Origin of the sequence: Paenibacillus sp. FSL F4-0125, from assembly GCF_038008565.1 — a bacterium.
In the GTDB taxonomy this organism is placed as follows: Bacteria; Bacillota; Bacilli; order Paenibacillales; family Paenibacillaceae; genus Paenibacillus_AQ.
The window spans coordinates 2,490,756-2,507,145 of the sequence record NZ_JBBOZJ010000001.1 but is presented as its reverse complement, the minus strand read 5'-3'; the positions used below and the strand labels follow the sequence as shown (position 1 = coordinate 2,507,145).

Genomic DNA, 16,390 nt, shown 5'->3' with positions numbered 1-16,390 from the left:
AGGAGGCTGTACCATGACGCAATTATTCCGTAATTCTCTACCTCACAAAGGTGGAAAGTCAGCGCCCATACTGCCTGTTCCTCTTTCTTTTGACCGGAATTGGCTACAGGATCTAGAACTCAAACTGGATAAAGGCGGTCCGTGGGGAGACTTCCGTCTATCCAAACTTGCTGTTCAAGGTGAACAAACAGGTCTAGTAACAAGCTTCGATGAACTTCAATGCATGAAGCATTTATCCGGATTATCCCCGCTTCCGCATCAGCTCGATACCGCGCATAAAGTTCTATTTGAGATGTCAGGCCGCGCGATTCTTGCAGATGAGGTCGGACTTGGAAAGACGATTGAAGCAGGACTTGTACTCAAGGAATATCTTGTTCGCGGTCTAGTCTCTAAGGTACTTATTCTGGTACCCGCTTCCCTCGTATTGCAGTGGGTTCGGGAGCTAAATGCCAAGTTTGGTATCTCTGCTGTTGCACAGAAAAAAGCATACTCCTGGGGAAATGCGATTGTCGTCGCATCTATGGACACTGCGAAACGTGATCCACATAAAGAAATGCTGCTGGAAAATGAATATGACATGTTGATTATTGATGAAGCCCACAAGCTGAAAAATAAGAAATCAACCAATTATTTATTTGTACAGCAATTACGCAAAAAATATTGCCTGCTCCTAACCGCTACTCCCGTTCAGAATGATCTGGGCGAGCTATTTAATTTGATCACTTTACTGAAACCGGGTCAGCTAGGGAATCAGGGCGATTTTGCCTCAAACTTCGTCGTTGATAAACGTCAACCTAAGAATGAAGGTCAGCTAAGGGACGAGTTGTCGAAGGTGATGATCCGCAATCGGCGTGGCGAAGGTCCAGTTAACTTTACGAAACGAAAAGTCCGTAATATTCCGTTAGTTCTTTCACAGGAAGAGAGAGTATTATATGACGCTGTCACTTCTTTTGTTAAAGATCAGTATCAGGAATCAGGCGGCAATCTTAGCAGCATGCTTTCCTTGGTAACGCTTCAGCGCGAGGTATGCAGCAGTCGAGATGCTGTGTTCATCACTTTAGTTAATCTGATCAAGAAGCTGCCCGCCGATTCGCCGAAACGCGATCGGATGATGGAGCTATTGCAGACACTTCGTACGGTTAAGACCAATACCAAAGCCGAAACAACACTATCTCTCATTCAAGAAATGAATGAAAAGGTCATTGTCTTTACGGAGTATCGTGCGACTCAAGAATATTTGCTTCAGTATTTCCGCGAACATGGGCTAATGTGTGTTTCTTATTCCGGCGGGATGAATCGCGGCAAAAAAGATTGGATGATGGATCTCTTCCGCGGTCGTGCTCAAGTAATGATCGCTACTGAGGCGGGTGGTGAGGGCATTAACCTGCAGTTCTGTCACCATATGATCAACTTCGATCTGCCTTGGAATCCCATGAGAGTAGAACAGCGGATTGGGCGGGTGCATCGGTTAGGTCAGGAAAATGACGTGGTTATCTATAATTTGTCCACGCAGGGCACGATTGAAGAACATATTCTGCATCTGCTACACGAGAAGATCAATATGTTCGAAATGGTCATTGGCGGGCTGGATGTGATTCTGGAGCGATTTGAGAAGAAAGAATCTCTGGAGAAAAGTTTATACAAAATCATGCTCGAATCCCGCTCCGATGAAGAACTGCGTAATGAGCTAGATCATATCGGTGAATCCCTCAGCGAGTTAACTCAGGGTATCAAAAAAGAAAGTGAGACTGCGACATGACCCTCACCTCACAGGAAGTACGTAAACATGTTATGGACTATTTGGAAGCAACAGAATGCTCCATTATTGAAGTATCGCCCATTCACGTAACTGTAAAGCTATCGCCAAGAGCTGACAGAATGCTTACAGATCGACCTTATTATTGGGGGTTCGTGGAGCGTACTGGAGTTGATCCAGAGACACTCTCTTTCACCTTTGTATTCGATCCGGAAAAATACGACAGCCAGGCAGCTATAGAAGTTCCGCCAACAGTAAATCGCAGCACCCTGGCATTAAAACAGTCAATTACCGGAGACCCAGTGATGAGTGCTACTGCTGATGTTGAGGCTAGCACAGATCTTTTAAATTCAGAAACATCTGAATCAAATGTGGTTCATGTCCCTTCCTCAAATCCTGAAGACAGTATCCTTGCCCGCTACTTCGGGATTGTACCGGCCCTGCCTCGAATTGGACCTGGCATGATAAGACGTGAAGATATCATTTATGGTAGCAAGCGCCTTCAGCAAATTTGGAGTGCAGCTCAAGATGAAGGGAAATGCCTTTACTTATTTGAGGACCCCGGTAGCAGGCAGCGGAATACACTTTTCTCTGCAGCCTATGAACCGTGGCTCGGTGTCTGTTATAAAGTCGAAATGAGCTGTGATTTGAAACGGGAAGAACTGCATTATCTTGGAATATCTCTGACAAAAGGGACCATTATTGATGACTTTAACGCAAAGATATCCTCGCGGGAGATGACCCCCCGTTTACCGGAAAACGTGCATATTCAGCCTTATGAATTAACAGTTACAGCCGCTACAGATTTATTAGAGGCTCATCTTACCTCTCATCTAGCCGAACTTGATTACTCTTGGGCAGAACAGGCACGTGAGCGTCTTAGAATCGAGCTGGCTATCATTGATATTTATTACGGAGAACTGCTGAAAGAGCCGGATGAAGAAAAACGTTTAGGTACTCAGGAGCAATATAACCGTCGTCGACAGGAGACCATTTGGCAATATGAGCCGCAAATTGCAGTTTCTGCGATAACCTATGGACTGTTTCATCTACGAAGTCTATAGAATGCGACCCTACTCGCTAAAAGCAGGCAAAAAAACAAGAGAACTTCCGCCTTCAGGCGCGACAGCAAGCAACAGCCTTTTTATAGCCTGTCCACTACAATAGAGTAAAGCTTAAAACTTCCTGACATTTATTAACAAAGAAAGGTGAACGACGCCATGAAAATAAGTTTGCGGCGGAGGCTACAACTTGCGGGTCAAGGATGCCTCCTCCTGTTTCTAAGCTTTGGACTGTTTATATCCAGTTCCGGTTCCCCTTCAGCGCTTGCGCTGGCCAGAGTGAGTGTGATCCAGTCGGTCACACAGGACGCAATCCCTGTGCTAAAGATGAGTTCTTTACCTTCCCCCTCTACGGTACAAGAATTCGCTAAGACTACGCTGAACAAGCTCGCTGCAGAAGCTCCATTTACAGCCTGGAAGGATGCAGGGATAGAATATTATCCCCTTGGTCCAGGTACTCATGGCTGGCTTGTTAATGTAATGAAGGGTGAAGAGAGGATCGGATATATGATCATTTCCGCCACCGATACAGGCGGATATATGCTAAGTGAATATGGGGCCGGCACGTACGGACTCCCCTACAGTTTAAATGATCTGCGCCAGTTTTTGGTGCAGAAGGGTCTCATTACATCATCTTTTTCAGGAAAAATAAAACTGACTGCTTTATATGCACCACTTCTGCCGGTCTGGAAAATAACCATTGACGAAAAGACGTTTTACATCAACGCTTCCGTGCCACAAATTTTGCCTTGGACACTTAGCAAAGCGGAAGAAGTGCTAAAAGAACAGCCTCCAGCAACAGATGTAATCACCAATCTTAATCCTGACGTATCACCGCTATCAGCCTTCAATAGCGGAGGATCAGATGATCCTTATGAAGATATCCTATGGCTGACCGCTCCTGAACTCACCACAGTAAGCGGCGACAATATTGCGCTTCTAATCAAACCTAAGGAAAGCATCGCATATCAAGCTGCTGGGCGAAATGATCTTGTCGGGGCACCTTTTATGATTACAGGCTATCAAAGTTGGCAGCCTTCTCATGTACAAAATCAAGCTGAGAACAACACACTTACCATATACGCAGCGTCAGGCCCTGAAGGAAAACGATACTTACCACTCACTGCATTACAGAAAAATGGGACACTGCATAAGCTGCCAGACAGAACTACCAAAGCACTCGGATATAATCGTTAATATAACAAATGCAAATAACCTTCCACTGCCACCCATGAACAAAGGCACTGGAAGGTTATTTGCGATTTAACATTTACTCTTTTTTGTCATGATCCCACTTACTTCGCCAGATTGACCACCCAAGCGGAAGCATGCCAAACCATTTCTGTGACCACGGCTGCTTCGTAGCTGCTCTACGGGCATGTATGGCACGTGGATCCTCAATATATACGACTACCTTCTCCGTTATATACTTTACAAGCTCATCGCCACCGGAAGCCATTGTAACACCCCCTACATTATAAGTGAAATTAATTAATCAGCGTCCATTCCATGCTCTTAGTGTGCACCACTCCAGTTAGATCTAAACTACAGACTTCTGATTTGTCGAATAGGTTTACCTATTAAAGCACAATCTAACAAAGAATCCAGGACACGTTATTCACTTGCAAGGAGGCGTTTCACTTGAACAACTGGAGAAAACCATCCTTTCCCAGAGCAGCAGCTGTTATATGCGGCTTTCGAATCACTCTAACAACCCTAGGACTATTATTGTTGTTTATGGGGAGCTCCTTTGCCTCTGCGACACCAGAGAAGTCCGTGATGAAGGATGACCGTCAGCATATATTAGGTCATGGACACCGATTGATTCTAATTGATGCAGGACACGGAGGCATCGATGGTGGAACTTCCTACGGAAATATTCTTGAAAAAGATATCACGTTAGATATCTCACGTCGATTATTTCTTCTGCTGGGCAGCGATGGCTTTGATGTCGCATTAAACCGCAATGGCGATTATGCCCCTAGTGATGAAAACCGCTGGCTGCGTAGTAAATCTCGACATCTGCGCGATCTTGCACAGCGTAAAGAGCTTGCCGAGACATTACCTGCTACTGTAGTGGTAAGCATCCATATTAACTGGGCACCCTCCCCATCCAAACATGGTCCACTTGTATTGTACCGTCAAGAGGGCCGCAGCTTCATGCTTGCTAAGTCCATTCAGCATCAATTAAACAATCTTTACGATGTCGAGGCTCATCCAAGACCAGGCAAGCCTTTTTATTTACTAAACAAAATAACCGCCACAACGGTTATCGTTGAGGCGGGTTTTGTAAGCAGTCCGACCGACCGCGAAAAACTGTGCACCCCTAAAGGGCAGCAACAAATCGCTGAAGCCATCGCTGATGGTATTGTAGCTTATCTTATGGAAGTTTAAGTTGGGAGCTCCATTTCATCTCGTTTTTAACCAGATCAGAAATCCCTATAAACTCAACATTGTCTTTCATCTGCTCAATACCGCTGCGGATCCCTGCGGCGGTCTCTTTCCCAAATACACCAACATGACCAATGGTTACACAAAATCGTTGATCCTTCGCTAAGTCTTTGACGAGACCCATTTGTTTCAGAACATGACTTGCTGTATGTGTGTCATCTAAAAAGATATGGTTCTCCACGCGTGGTAACCCCATTCGATAAGCCATATTTCCAGCAACGGAACGGTAGTTGGTCTTGCTGTCTACAAAAAACAATCCCCGTTCTTTGCATACAGATAAGATCACCGCCATAATCCGCTCGTCCCCGGTAATTTTCGAGCCCATGTGGTTATTTATCCCGATCGCATAAGGAACATTATCGAGAGCTGCCTCAACCTTTTGTCGCACTTCCTCATCGGACATTTTGGCCAATATGGCTCCTGGTCCAAGCCATTTAGGATTACCTTGACGCGGCTCCATCGGCAAATGTACCAGGACATCATCACCACGTTCATGCGCGCGCGTAGCATCCTTCACGGATGTAGGCAAAAAAGGCATGACGGCTACAGTAAGCTTTATCGGTAATGAGAACATTTCATCAGTCCCCTTCATGCCATTGCCGAAGTCGTCAATGATGATAGCGACCTTATCACGTTTAGGTGCACTCTCTTCATGCTGCGTATTTGTAACGTTGTCTTTAGACGTGGCAGCAGAGACAGCCGGCGTCGCCGGAATAATTGTGGTAATCATTACAGCAGCAACAGCAATCCAATGTAGTAAGTAACTTTTAACCTTTCGACTGTCCTTCATCAAGAGGAACGCCTCCTTCGTCTTAAACAATTGTTCTCATTGTTTGGTTCACGAAGGTTAAATATGTACGAGGAGGGTTCGCAATAATTTACAATCGAGCTGTTGCTATTGCCCGCGCTTGTCTGCGGCAAGGATTGCTTCCAGCACATCCACAGGTTGAACTTCAAATGGCATATTCTTCATCGGGCTATCCTGGGAGCAGCTGGCCTCTGCCACCACCATTAATTTATCAATATCGGGAATCCCTAGCTCCTTAAGGGTAACGGGAAGTCCGATTCTTTTGCAGAAATCAATGACTTGAGCAATCTCTTCGTCAGAAGCCTTCTCCAAGAATAACTGCACGATTGTAGCAAAAGCAACCTTCTCACCGTGTAGCACATTCCTGCATCCCTCATGCAGTGTCAGTCCGTTATGAATGGCATGGGCTGCCGCAAGCCCGCCACTCTCAAACCCGACGCCGCTCAAGTAAATATTAGCTTCAACAATATGTTCCACTGCAGACGAGGTGATTCCTTGCTTAACATCTTGCAATGCTGATTCGCCCTCAGTGAGAAGTGTGTCCAGACAAGCACGTGCTAAAGAGAACGCTGCAATTGTACTTGTCCCGCCTGCATGAGTAATCGCCCCTGATTGCCGGCAAGCTCTTGCTTCGAAGAAGGTGGATAAGGCATCACCCATACCAGCAACCAGTAATCTTGCAGGAGCTTTAGCAATAATATCTAAATCTGCGATGACCATGTCGGGATTTCTTTTTAAGGGGAGATAGCAATCAAAGTCACCCGCATCCGTATACAAAACCGATAATGCGCTGCAAGGTGCATCCGTTGAGGCCACTGTGGGTACAATAACTACAGGGAGCTCCGACATATAACTTACCGCTTTTGCTGTATCCAGCGTCTTGCCGCCACCGATTCCTAAGACGACTTCAACGTCCTTCAGACCAAGTTCTAGCGCCATCTCATCCACCTGAGTACGGCTGCATTCACCCTTGAATTCGCGCAACATAAGAGGAATATTGTTAATTTCAAAGCTGTGCAAGATATCCACCTTGTACGCGGAATAAATAAAAGGATCTATAATCACATAAGCTCTTTTGGCGCCTAGCTTCAAACAATAATCTCCCAGCTTAAGAATCTCGCCATGTCCCTGTATATATTTTGTCGGCGAGCATATCATCTGTGTCATGGTTTCACTCCTCCTTTTTTGTATATCCTTTTATTCTAAGGAGTGTTGCTTCAGACTGGCTATTAAAAAAGATGCTAAAGAATCTGGTCTTAAATAAATCCGCCGTTTACACGAATCGTCTGGCCCGTAATCCACTGTGATTCCTTACTGGCTAGAAACAACACCACACTTGATATATCCTCAGGCTCACCCAAGCGTCCAAAAGAATTCATATTCCCTACATTAGCAATTTCTTCAGCTGTCTTCCCAACGGTAAAAAGCTCCGTATTCACAGGACCGGGCGAAACCGCATTAATGGTGATTCCTTTCCGTCCGAATTCTTTTGCCAACTGACGTGTGAATTGTTCCACTGCACCTTTTGTCCCCGCATAAACACTGTAGGTTGGAAACATCTGACCTGTAACTGATGTTGAGAAATTTATAATCCGTCCGTTCTCACTCATATGTTTAGCAGCTTGCTGGCAAGCAAAGAAGGTACCCTTCACATTGATGGCAAACTGTTTGTCGAAGTCTTCCTCTGTCATACTCGCAATCGGCTTTGTGATCATAACGCCTGCGTTATTAACAAGAATATCAATTTGTCCATAAGCCTCTAGTGTAGTTTGGAATAAGTGTTCTAGCTCTCGCACTTGGCTGATATCCGCTTGCACAGCAATTGCTTCTCCACCCTTTTGCTTAATTTCGTTCACAACTTCCTCTGCCTTGCCTGGACTATTTGCATAATTAACAACTACTTTCGCACCATGTAAAGCCAAGTTCTCAGCAATTTCACGTCCCATACCTCTCGAGGCACCTGTTACCAAAGCTACTCTTCCAGCTAAATGATGATCCATGATAATTTCCCCCTATTCAATTGCCGTTCTTGTTGGTCTGATTATAATCCGACGGCCAGAAAATGACAAGTGACAATTATTTATTTTTGTCATTATCCATAAAAATGGGTCTCCCAGTAGTTGGTCATGAGCGAGACGTAGGCTTCCGGTTTGACTTCAGGTGTCAAACATTTGATGAATGCCATAGAACACTTGCTCCAGCACATCGTTCTCATAATATAGCACCACCTGCTCTGGCATCAGCGCGCTTCGCAAGCTGTCTTCAAATAAATCTCTGCTTTTGGCGATTTGTCCGCCAAGAACAAGTTTGTCGGGCTGAAAGGCAGCGAAATAAGGACGCAGCATGAGACCAAGCTGCTGGCCGTATATCTCCCATACCTGGATGGCAGAGGGATCACCTGATTGGGCAGCTAAAGCCAGATTCTCCACAGTATCATCGCATGAACGAGCATGAAGGCTATCCGCCAACGACAAAATGCCTCTGCTGCCTAGCACATCATCAACTCGTTCTTCGTTAAATGTTTCTTCATATAGCATGCCTGAGGACGGTATGCCTGATCTGCCTGAGACCACCTTTTGCTTCTCTATAAAAGTGGACCCGAGCCCTGTTCCCAGCGTAAGGCATATCATTTTGTCCTCAGGAAACAATCTGCTGACGCCAAAGGAGAACATAACAGCATCATTACCCAGCCGGATAGGTGCCGCTGCTAGCTCAGACAACCATGGCAAAGCAGAATTTAGCGCTGAGCGCCGAGTTAATTCATCCCGCAGCAGTGCTTTCAAATTAAGGCCGTAAATGGAATCATATTTATTCAGTCCCTGAATACGCGAAATACCTGACTCATATTCAAAGGGTCCCGGAAAGGCAAGTCCGATTACAAACCCTGCTGGAGCTGGACGCTCTTCGATACCTAGCTGCCCTTTATAGGCGGTTGACAGTTCCAGGATAAGATTTACTAGGCCGCCAACGATTTGTTCCGGGGTCCCATTTGAATGTGATGGTCGAATGAAAGAAATCCCGGGCATGAGAATGCCGTTCTTTAGGACACCAGCCTTCAAAAACGTTCCTCCAGCATCAATAGCAAGGGTCGTCATTAAGCCGGTATGCAGCAAGACCCCAGGCTCCATTACACTTCACCACCCTTCCAATGATGGGGCAGCAGCGGAGTATACCAATTTGGAGAAACTTGAGCAACAATTAAGCTGCATGTTGAGTCACCAATGGATTCTATCCGAAATTTCCCTACTGCAGCTGGAACAATGTAGGACTCTGCATATCCCCATTCCACAGCAGCCTCCTCATTGTTCAACGGCGTAAGGCGAACACGATCGCCATCGACCAGATTGAACATAAGAAACTGACCGTTCGTATCGTCCTGCCATTCACTCTCCAGCTTTAATCTTTTGACCTGGAACAGCAAGTCTTCATGCTCTCCTAGCAATTCCTCCACACTGCTGCCCTGTACGCGGGAAATGACAGGAGATCGCACCAAATGCTCATTAACATAACGCGTGTCGATGCTGTCATTCATATTGCAGCTTGCATGGTCTCGGTTAATGGGCCGCGGCAAGCCATCTTTGTCCAGACGCAGGTGATCGTAGATCTTGAAGGTGAACCACCAGGTTGTAGATGAGATTTCCAGAACGAGGTTGCCTTTACTCGAGAAATGAACAGCTCCTGGCGGAATAAGGAATAGATCTCCTTTGTGAGCATCCAGCACATTCACATATTGTTCAACAGCGAGCGGCATCCGCGAAGCATGGGCGTCATCCACCGCTTCCAGCAAATGCTCTCCGTTTATTCCTTCGGTAAAGCCAAGTGCAACAAAGGGAGCCGCTTCTTCCTCTTGCTCCATGATGTAATATGACTCCTGCTGGGTCATCGTCTCGTTAAAGGTTTCCTCAATATAGGCTTGACGAGGATGAACCTGCAAGGACAGATGATCTCCCCCAATGGTATCCAGATAATCGAAGCGGATCGGAAAGTAATCTCCGAACAGTCGGACATTTCGCTCTCCCATAATTTCCAGCGGATGGGCCGACAGCAGCAGCGGAAACGGTAGCTCCAGCGTGTGGCCGCATGCTTCAATCAGCATCGTATTTTCCGGTGCGATCGGCTCAAAGCTCCATGCGCAGTTATCCCACTCTTCCGGTAATTCGCAAAGTTCCTTCAAATACTGCCCCCCCCAAATGCCTGGAGCAAAGAAAGGCTTTACGCGAATCGGCTGCCCCGCCGCTGCTTGCATGATCGTACGCAGCAGAAGAAGTGTAAGGAACGTCGGCTGATCTGGATCATTCATATCCATGTAATAGTCAAAATCATTTAGATAGCGCTTACGGTATTGGTCCCATACCGGCCATTCCAGGAACAATGCTTGTTTATAGGTCTCTACTGGATCTACACATTTCCCCAATTGCAGCGAACCCATCCCTTGCCGGTGAAGCCGCTGCTGATGCTCCCGTGAAATGTCACAAAATATAGATAGTGAGGCATCCGAAGAGAGGAAGCCGGCACCTGGTCCATAGGTAATAATCATCATACCGGAGCAATCTCCGCCTAAGGAGTCCGAGGATTGCTGAAGAATTTGATCAACGTCAGACTGCCATTCTGCTTGCGCGTGCGGTCTGAAGTAGTCTTTAAAATCGACATCTGAAGCAATAAATCCAAAGGCGCGGTTATCGGTCAAATAATGATCAAACGCCGTTAAGAGCTTCGCGCTGCTTTTCATATATCTCATACTATCCAGTTCAATATAAGCAATGTTCTTGTGGCTACATAGTGCATGCAGTTGCTCAAGGATTGTCGTAAATGCGGCACCATGGGTACCGTCAATGGCTAAATGATATGTCTTGGCATTGTGTTGGTTAAAATCGTTCTTTATTAGCCGTAGCCATGCCTCATAGCCCGTCCCAATATCGGACTGCACTGCCTCATGGCATTTCAGCTTTACAGGATTAACCGGAACAGAATTAAAAAATCGAACTTTACTTACTTCCATTGCTGCTGCCTCCCAACTCGTAATCAATGTATGTTCACATTGTATAAATTGTTGGGGACAGCGTCTTTAAAGGAAACAGCACTATTTTTGTACAATCAGGACATCTTCGGAGGGTAATGAATGTTGCCGGAGCGGCCTTCGGAGAATTGTGAACGGCGAAATTTGGCAGGAGATACGCCAAGCGCGCGGGTAAAGACACGGGTAAAGTAATGCACGGACTGAAAGCCGCATTGTAACGCAATGTCCTTAATGGGTACATAATCATTAAGCAGAAGCTGCGATGCATGCTGCATCCGGCGCTCCTGAATATAATGTACGAAGGACTGACTGAGATACTCCTGAAATAATCGGGTTAAATGCCGGGAAGAGATATGTAGATGAGTCGCGACGGTCGCAAGCGTAAGCTCGTTGCTTAAATTATCGTCAATGAAACGCTTGGCTTGCCTAAATAAAGCATGCCCTGGAGAAATCGGTTGTTGAACACTTTCACCCGCGATAAGGGTCAAGCCATGCAATTCGGGGAAGGACAACAGCAGCGAGTACGCGACTTGTTCCAGGGCTAGCGGAATGGTTGAGACTGAATTTGCACACAAAGCTAGTAACGCCTGCCACAAATGTCCTGTCAAAGAGAAGTTGGCCCCCCTAACAACACTATTTCCTCGTTCAGCAAGCTGTCGATACGCTTCGAGATAAAACGGCTCTGTCAGCGATTCATCCATTTCAAACGCGACATAGCATAATGTCAATCCGGATGTGCTTCGAATTTGGTGCCATACGCCAGGCGTAGACAGAAACGCCGTTCCTTTTACTAAATTATACTCCCTGTCGTGTTCATAATAGCTCCCCTCTCCATCTAACACATAGCAAGCTTCAAAAAAAGAATGGCGGTGGAGGGAATTATCGAAATGAGCCGGCATGAAACCCCAATATAAAATAGTTATGGACAAGCCGGCTCCTTGAATTTTTGTAGCATGTCGGTTACATATAGCATTGGCTCGGCGGAAGCTGGTTTGGATTGACAAGTTCATCCCTCCTTTGTTCGCTCCCATTGTATACTGGCCTCTTTATGGAATACAAGCTGCTGCCGTTACATTTACTTCGAAATTCCGAAAAGAATCAAATCCCACACGGCGTTAAATTCCTGATCAATCTTAGCTGCCAGCCACTCTTTCGCATGAGCTGGATGGTGAAAGCGTGATGTAGCATTAAAAATCGCTCTTGCTGTAACCCTTGATTCCAACGCTCTAAACTCCTCGGTTTGTATACCTTTTTCAATAATGCGTGTGATTTGCTCAATTAATTGATCTACATGTTGGGTAATCATATCTACCGCTTCTAAAGTTACGGAGGCGTACATTGCAAACATTTCGGAATCATCTACAGCATAGGTTCGTTTACTGCGGATTAGAGTATCCAGCCACAAACGCAGCTGCTCTTTGGCAGTCCCATCAAATTGCTCAGTAATGACCTTTAGCGGGTCTAAAATATTGTAATGCAACCATCTTTCGGTAACCGCCTCTCGTAAAGCAGATTTACTTGAAAAATGTCTATATAGCGTACCATGACTAACCTTCAGCACTCTCGCTACATCAACAACGGAAGTCTTATCCGGGCCAAAACGCCGGAGCACTTGTTCAGCTGCATCCAAAATGTTTTCTTTAGATAATGGAAGATCATTCGACATATATATTCCCCTCGCTCTATCTCTGGTGGTTATTATCATAGCATATAACAATCAAAAACAAACTGACAATATCATCACTTTGTCATTCGTAAAATCATGGTCAGTATAGACTCTCACAAATTAAACTTAGGTACGTATTTGGTAAACCAAATCACATCCTTTTCGGCATTCTTACATGCCAATAAGAGCTATACAGTCCGTTAACTTGCCTAAAGATGTGAAGTTTATCCCTTCCCCGATAACAAAAAAACCTCCCTGATCTCTCAAGAAGGCAAAAGTACATTATTTCATCTATTTTCTCACTGATCCAGCTTCCCTCTGACAAACTTACCGATCTTCGTAATCGCCTGCTGCGCTTCTGGGAGCATGTACGCTAAGAAATGAAAAACACTCCACATATTCTCCCATATTTCCAATTCCACCTGAACACCCGCTGCTTTCGCCCGTTCAGTCAACCTCGTTGAATCACTTAAAAGCACCTCATGATCACCTACTTGAACAAGTAACTCAGGTAATCCTTGTAAATCCATCCTTAATGGCGATAGTATTGGATCCAACTCTGAGCATGTGGCTACATATGCGTTAAGTATTCGTTTACTCCCCTCTAAGCTACCTGTCGGATCAAGCAATGCTCGACTCTGATAAGATTCTCCGTCCAGATAAACAAGATCCGTATGAGGTGATATTAAAAAGGCACCCGCTGGTAACTCTCTCCCCTCATTCCTCAAACTAATCAGTGTCATTAGCGCAAGGCTGGCTCCAACAGAGTCTCCTCCAAACACGATACCATTGGCAGAATATCCATTCGCAAGCAACCACTGATAAGCCTCTATACAATCTTCATTAGCAGCGGGATAAGGATACTCGGGCGCAAGGCGATACTCAATAGTTAGAATTTTCATGCCGCTAGCTTTTGCTATTCGTGTTGCTAAATCCCGATAAAATTCACAAGTGCCCGCAATAAAACCACCACCGTGAAAATAAAGGATAACTTCATGCTGAGGCGGCACTGGCTGCATAGGTATTATCCACTCTCCACGCATTGACCCGATTATAGCCTGTTCAACTTTAACATCAGAATGACTTGGCAGGCTCGCAGCCGTTTCGGCCATTCCTTGCCGGATTTGCTCTACAGACCTACTTTCAAATCGGTTCGTTTGGTTCAGATAATTTTTGATCATTGTAAGCTGTTCTATACTCGTTTTTTCCATATCTATAATCCCTCCTACAGATCTCTTCTTTCCAAATTGTAAAGCCTGTAGGAGACTACAAGGTCAAGTTAAGATTCCATTTTTAGTATTTCTAACGTCGACTGTACACCTGGATGTTTATCTGCTGCTAGCAAATTTCTTCTTAAATCTTCGAGGGCTGCTAGCTTCACTTCCTGTTTGACTATTTCGTTACGAACTTTATCCATTTTTTTATCTACAACGTTTACAAAATCATCTATGCTAATGCCGCTGCTTTCCGATTTTAACAGTGCCTTTTTAATTTCCTTTAATGTGAACCCACATAGCTTAGCATTATGTATAAACGTTAGTCGACTAAGCGCTTCTTCAGAATAAAGACGATATCCGGCTTCCGAACGTAAAGGAGTGCTAATCAGTCCAAGTTCTTCATAATACCTTAACGTCTCCATATTCACATTCGCCATTTTGGCCATTTGGCCTCTCAAGTACTCCGTCATCATATACGCCCCCTTGGAATTCCCTATATTATACCAAATACACAACTCCAGAGAGTATCCGAAGAGAGATAACAACTACTCGAAATTAACTAAAAACTCCATATTTACACACAAAAAAACGGCATTTCTGCCGTTTTCCCATTCCTTCTATTCTTCTACTTTACAACATTTCACTTCGAACCGCATTTTTCTGTATCAGAGAAATCTGTCCGGCATGAATGCCTGTGTGATACATAAGTCTACCTACTGCTTCAAGTGGAGTAGATGTGCCAAAAGCCGATTCTACACTCACATGCCAAGCATCTTCCGGAAGCTCCCGCATCGCTGCAATCAGATTCTCGTTGGAAGCAGACAGCAGATCCACCAATTCACTTAATGTAGTATACGCTGTATCATCGGCTTGAGGTTTAGGTTTACCAAAGAACCACTCTGCAAACATAAATTCTACCTCGGCATTATGAGAAATCAAACCTCCGATGGTGGAGTTCCCTAATTTAAGATTTAAGTCCTCTTCCGGCAATGCCTTCACCATTTTATGAAATCGCTCTTGAACCGCTTGCCAGATGGGCAGTACTGAAGTAATAGTCATCGGCTATTTGCTCCCTTGTACGGTTGCTTCTTCGTCTTTCTTCTTATCAATCACAACATGGTTGAACAAATTCGCATCCACGTCGATGTCAAACGCCAACCCAAAGCCAACAACATAACGCCCCTTCTGAGGGGTCAATTCGAACAGTGAAAAATCCAGTCCGCGCAGCAATTTCAACATGGCTTCACCATGATCCGCATTAAACAATTCAAAGATATCCTCATGTCCATCATTACCGATATTACTTGAAGTACAACTCCAACGCACACGCTCAGTTGCAAATTTATTGTTGGTTTCAGACTCATCCGCAATCAGGAAGGCGTCCACATAATCATTATTTTCCATATAGCCATAGTGCTCTGCAATCTTACTAATATAGATATACAGCTTGCCGTCTTTCTTTACAAAAGGTGCATAACTAATGAAAGGCTTACCTTCATCATCAATTAAACTCAAAATCAGATTTTTACGCTTATTAATAAACTGTAAGTAGTTTTCTTTATTTTTCTCAATATCTACAGGCTTCTTCATTAAAAAATCCCTCCATGAATATGTAATGTAATCACAATATGAATCTATCGAACGGTACTGAGTAAATGAATACGAGGTTTCTTCTCTGTAGGCACATACTGAACTTCCGCATCCATTCGGTAGATATCCCGGATCATGTCTGTTGTCATGACTTCATTGGGTGTGCCGTACATCGCTTTCTCACCAGCCTGCACTACAACAATGCTATCGCTATAAGTAGAAGCTTGATTGAGATCATGCAGAACCATTACTACGGTCATCCCCATGTCCTGATTCAACTCACGAACGAGCTCAAGCACTTCATGCTGATGTGAAATATCCAAGTACGTTGTTGGTTCGTCAAGCAACATGATCAGAGGCCGCTGCGCTAAAGCCATTGCAATCCAGGCACGTTGTGATTCTCCTCCTGACAATGAAGCTACAGGTCGGTCCTTATATTCCACCAAATGTGTCTTCTCCAGAGCCCACTTTACAATATCCATGTCTTCTTGATTCAATCTTTCGAACCACTTTTTATGCGGATACCTGCCATATGAGACTAGATCGATCACAGTCATATCACTTGGCGCTTGATTCTTCTGGCTCAGCATGCACATTTTTCGTGCGACTTGTTTGGCGCTCATGGACTTCAGATCCGTACCATCGAGGGTAACCGTACCCGTATGATATGGAATTAGCCGTGATACCGCTTTGAGCAGTGTTGATTTGCCAGAGCCGTTTGGTCCTATGATAGAGACGATTTCACCTTTTTTTACGGAAAAAGAGAAGTTGTTTATCACGCTTTTCTGCTCATACCGAATCGAAATGGAATCTACAGTAAACAT

At 44.9% G+C, this 16,390-nt stretch carries 17 protein-coding genes; 4 read left to right on the top strand and 13 right to left on the bottom strand.

Annotated elements, in window-relative coordinates; translation table 11 throughout:
• The first annotated feature begins 13 nt into the window (after nucleotides 1–13).
• The 3 genes from NST74_RS10775 to NST74_RS10765 all read left to right on the top strand — a co-directional run bounded on the left by NST74_RS10775 (nucleotide 14) and on the right by NST74_RS10765 (nucleotide 4,014).
• Nucleotides 14–1,759, top strand: a complete 1,746-nt coding sequence (locus NST74_RS10775; RefSeq protein ID WP_341111962.1) for a DEAD/DEAH box helicase — start codon at nucleotides 14–16, stop codon at nucleotides 1,757–1,759.
• Nucleotides 1,756–2,820 (top strand): YqhG family protein, encoded by a 1,065-nt coding sequence (locus NST74_RS10770; RefSeq protein ID WP_042126429.1) that lies wholly within the window; start codon nucleotides 1,756–1,758, stop codon nucleotides 2,818–2,820. Before NST74_RS10775 ends, NST74_RS10770 begins: the two co-directional genes overlap by 4 nt.
• A 156-nt stretch (nucleotides 2,821–2,976) precedes the next feature.
• Nucleotides 2,977–4,014 carry a hypothetical protein gene (locus NST74_RS10765; protein WP_341111959.1) on the top strand — a complete coding sequence of 346 codons (1,038 nt, stop codon included), beginning with the start codon at nucleotides 2,977–2,979 and terminating at the stop codon, nucleotides 4,012–4,014.
• Between the two features lie 73 nt (nucleotides 4,015–4,087).
• On the opposite strand, the gene NST74_RS10760 is transcribed toward NST74_RS10765, so the two are convergent.
• A complete protein-coding gene (locus NST74_RS10760; protein ID WP_042126425.1) occupies nucleotides 4,088–4,276 on the bottom strand; it encodes a YqzE family protein in 189 nt (62 codons plus the stop codon).
• A 182-nt stretch (nucleotides 4,277–4,458) separates the two neighbouring features.
• Between NST74_RS10760 and NST74_RS10755 the strand changes: the two genes are divergently transcribed.
• Nucleotides 4,459–5,211, top strand: coding sequence for an N-acetylmuramoyl-L-alanine amidase family protein (locus NST74_RS10755; RefSeq protein WP_341111957.1), 753 nt, complete (start codon nucleotides 4,459–4,461; stop codon nucleotides 5,209–5,211).
• Here NST74_RS10755 and NST74_RS10750 read toward each other — a convergent pair.
• The 12 genes from NST74_RS10750 to NST74_RS10695 all read right to left on the bottom strand — a co-directional run bounded on the left by NST74_RS10750 (nucleotide 5,198) and on the right by NST74_RS10695 (nucleotide 16,390).
• Entirely contained in the window at nucleotides 5,198–6,058 is an 861-nt protein-coding gene (locus NST74_RS10750; protein WP_341111956.1) for a divergent polysaccharide deacetylase family protein, read from the bottom strand. The two genes, NST74_RS10755 and NST74_RS10750, sit on opposite strands and share 14 nt — an antisense overlap.
• Nucleotides 6,059–6,163: 105 nt before the next feature.
• Nucleotides 6,164–7,243, bottom strand: a complete 1,080-nt coding sequence (locus tag NST74_RS10745; protein WP_341111955.1) for a glycerol dehydrogenase — start codon at nucleotides 7,241–7,243, stop codon at nucleotides 6,164–6,166.
• Between the two features lie 89 nt (nucleotides 7,244–7,332).
• The gene (locus NST74_RS10740; RefSeq protein ID WP_341111954.1) at nucleotides 7,333–8,076 is read right to left on the bottom strand and encodes an SDR family oxidoreductase; all 744 of its coding nucleotides are present in this window, start codon (nucleotides 8,074–8,076) and stop codon (nucleotides 7,333–7,335) included.
• Nucleotides 8,077–8,232: 156 nt separating this feature from the next.
• Nucleotides 8,233–9,204, bottom strand: a complete 972-nt coding sequence (locus NST74_RS10735; protein ID WP_341111953.1) for an ROK family protein — start codon at nucleotides 9,202–9,204, stop codon at nucleotides 8,233–8,235.
• Nucleotides 9,204–11,075: a class I mannose-6-phosphate isomerase gene (locus tag NST74_RS10730; protein ID WP_341111952.1), complete on the bottom strand. Its 1,872-nt coding sequence runs from the start codon at nucleotides 11,073–11,075 to the stop codon at nucleotides 9,204–9,206. Before NST74_RS10730 ends, NST74_RS10735 begins: the two co-directional genes overlap by 1 nt.
• A gap of 95 nt (nucleotides 11,076–11,170) precedes the next feature.
• The gene (locus tag NST74_RS10725; RefSeq protein ID WP_341111951.1) at nucleotides 11,171–12,103 is read right to left on the bottom strand and encodes an AraC family transcriptional regulator; all 933 of its coding nucleotides are present in this window, start codon (nucleotides 12,101–12,103) and stop codon (nucleotides 11,171–11,173) included.
• A gap of 65 nt (nucleotides 12,104–12,168) precedes the next feature.
• Entirely contained in the window at nucleotides 12,169–12,759 is a 591-nt protein-coding gene (locus NST74_RS10720) for a TetR family transcriptional regulator (protein ID WP_341111949.1), read from the bottom strand.
• Nucleotides 12,760–13,058: 299 nt separating this feature from the next.
• Nucleotides 13,059–13,970 carry an alpha/beta hydrolase gene (locus tag NST74_RS10715; protein ID WP_341111948.1) on the bottom strand — a complete coding sequence of 304 codons (912 nt, stop codon included), beginning with the start codon at nucleotides 13,968–13,970 and terminating at the stop codon, nucleotides 13,059–13,061.
• A 68-nt stretch (nucleotides 13,971–14,038) separates the two neighbouring features.
• Nucleotides 14,039–14,449, bottom strand: coding sequence for a MerR family transcriptional regulator (locus NST74_RS10710; RefSeq protein ID WP_341111947.1), 411 nt, complete (start codon nucleotides 14,447–14,449; stop codon nucleotides 14,039–14,041).
• Nucleotides 14,450–14,606: 157 nt separating this feature from the next.
• Nucleotides 14,607–15,035, bottom strand: coding sequence for a DinB family protein (locus tag NST74_RS10705; protein WP_341111946.1), 429 nt, complete (start codon nucleotides 15,033–15,035; stop codon nucleotides 14,607–14,609).
• Nucleotides 15,036–15,038: 3 nt separating this feature from the next.
• Nucleotides 15,039–15,566 (bottom strand): HugZ family pyridoxamine 5'-phosphate oxidase, encoded by a 528-nt coding sequence (locus NST74_RS10700; protein ID WP_341111945.1) that lies wholly within the window; start codon nucleotides 15,564–15,566, stop codon nucleotides 15,039–15,041.
• A 44-nt stretch (nucleotides 15,567–15,610) separates the two neighbouring features.
• Complete coding sequence (locus tag NST74_RS10695) at nucleotides 15,611–16,390, bottom strand: ABC transporter ATP-binding protein (protein WP_341111944.1); 780 nt, start codon at nucleotides 16,388–16,390, stop codon at nucleotides 15,611–15,613.